General features: G+C 35.9%; 2 protein-coding genes. Both read left to right on the forward strand.

All coding sequences use genetic code 11. The features are described from left to right. Positions 1 to 1,522, forward strand: a 1,522-nt coding sequence (locus BUB59_RS14815; RefSeq protein ID WP_073231408.1) for a sulfatase-like hydrolase/transferase, incomplete at its 5' end; no start/stop codon positions are given. Then, on the forward strand, positions 1,506 to 2,444 hold the full coding sequence (locus BUB59_RS14820; protein WP_073231410.1) for an acyltransferase family protein: 939 nt from the start codon (positions 1,506 to 1,508) through the stop codon (positions 2,442 to 2,444). The genes BUB59_RS14815 and BUB59_RS14820, both read left to right, overlap by 17 nt. The last annotated feature ends 50 nt before the right edge of the window (positions 2,445 to 2,494 follow it).

Here is a 2,494-nt window from a genome sequence, read left to right on the forward strand (position 1 = left end):
TGAGGGTTGTATCGGTAGTTTTTCTGGACATGAAAGTCCCCTTTCCGCCCCGTTTTTAGAAATTGAAAGCGGACATTTTGACCTGAGGAAGGGGGAAATCATTCCTTTTTTGGAACGAAATTTTCCATTAAATAATCCTGAGGCTGTGTTATTTACGCTTTCGCAAAATATGCAAGGATCTCAGAGCTTTGTTCTTGAAATGCTTGCATCTACATTTTTGAAAGCATTTGCTTATTCAGGAATTGTTTTTTTTATTTGCAACTTTGTTTGTCTAGTTGCAAAAAAAAAGAGGGTGAAAATAAGAAGAAATCTGGTTGAGTTGTCTGTGATGCTTGTCCTTTCTGTGATTTGTGTTAAGCAATTTTTTTTCTCGATACCTTTTGTTCAATATATAAATGCGTATACAAGAGCTTTATGCAATCCCATGTCATCTTCATTATATGAGAATTTTTACGTGGATCCTGAATCGGTTGCGGTTGTGTTTCCGGAAAAAAAGAAAAACTTGATATGGATTTTTATGGAATCAATGGAAACTAATTTTGGTGACTCTTTGAATGGTGGAAGTCTTGCTGAAAATAGAATTCCATATATTACTAAGATGATGCAAGAGAATGACTCGTTTTTCCCTGGAGGAACTAGCGTTGCGGGAACAAATTGGACTATTGCGGGGATTGTGTCACAAACATGCGGGGTTCCAATAAACTTTCCTGTGGGAATATCTGCGAATGTTGTTGGGGTTAGGAATTATCTACCTGGTGCAAAATGTTTGACGGATTATTTAAAAGAGAATTCATATAATATGGTCTTTGATATAGGTTCGAGTGCGGGGTTTATGTCAAAGAATCATTTCTTTGCCTCGCATGGTTTAGACTCAATACATGACTATCTTTATTTTGAAAGGGAAAACCTATTTTCAAAAGATGATTTCAAATTTTGGGGAATCCCTGATAACAAGTTGTATGAACTTGCAAAAATGGATTTACAAAAACTTTCAGTTGAAGATAATCCATTTGCTATGATATTGCTAACTGTAGATACGCATACTCCCTACGGGTATATAGATTCGTCTTGTTCGTCGTATGATGAAAATATACCTGAAGAACATCAGTATCCTCTTGTGATTTCTTGTGCTGACGAAATGCTAAAGCATTTTATTGAGTGGTCTAGGCGACAAAGTTGGTATGAAAATACGTTAATTGTTGTTACAGGCGATCATCCAACGATGGCAGCGGGTGATGTGGTGGGATATTTGGGAAAAAAAGAAAAACGTACGATTAACTTTATTTTGAATTCAGAAATTCATAGCATGAAAAATGAAAGAATATTCTCGTCCTTTGATATGTATCCAACAATTATGGAGGCGTTAGGCGCAAAAATTGAAAATCATAAATTATCTTTCGGAGTATCCCTTTTTTCTCAAGATTCAACGTTACTAGAAAAAATAAAGAGAGCCTCGCTTGATTCTTTGTTGCTGCAAAGAAGTCTTCAGTATGAGAAAATAATGTATGGAAATCGAATATAAATCACGAAACCCAACATTTGACGTTCTTAAGGGAATTGGAATTATTTTTGTGATTCTTGGCCATACACCTCAGTATGGCTCTATTCGACATCTTATTTTTTCGTTTCACATGCCATTGTTCTTTTTTATATCTGGATATCTCATGAAAGAAAGGTCGATTGGCGAAGAATGTGTTTCTTCTGCAAAAGGTTTGCTGTTGCCATATGCCATAACTAGTTGTTGTCTTTGTTTTTTTTCGTTCGTTTTTTTTGATAGATGTTCGTTGGGAAAAAATACGTCAATGGCTTTTTTCTCTGCACTTTGGGGTGGAAGCTCTTGGACTCAATTGTCTTTTTTTGAATCCCCTTTGTATATTGGCCCTTTATGGTTTTTGTGCGCTCTCTTTTTTGTTCGAATTATTTATTCGATAATGCAGAGAATAGGCTTTACTAAACATGTTTATATATCTTCCGTATTTGTTTTGTGTATTGCTGCGCTAGCAAAATATTTTGTTGCTGTTGGAGAAAATGCCTTTTTTTCTTTTTTTCCTGCATTGGGGGCGTTGTCATTCTTTCATACAGGAATTCTGTTGCGTAAATACAAAATTTTGGAGCGTTTTGAAAATCTGTTTCCGGTGTGTTGTGCTTGTTGGATATGGTGTATGGGATTTTCGAATGTAGAATTACATGCTAACGTATATAGTTATTTCGTGGTGATAGATATAATGGCTGCGTTAATGTGTTTTTTTATGCTCTTCAAGTTTGTTGAAAACTTTTATGACGGTAAAAAGATATTTTGGTTTTCTTTGCGAAAGATTGGACGGTGCAGCTTATTTATATTGTGTGTTCATTCCTTTGACCATTGCTTGCTGGTTCAGTGGAGATCGGTGAGTTTTTGGGAGGCATCATCAACATGTGTGGAAGCATTTAGGCAGCCTTGCTAGATGAATCTCTCGATTCCGATTCCCATTCGTAGGCTATCTTTACATCTACA

The organism is Fibrobacter sp. UWEL, from assembly GCF_900142535.1.
GTDB lineage: Bacteria > Fibrobacterota > Fibrobacteria > Fibrobacterales > Fibrobacteraceae > Fibrobacter.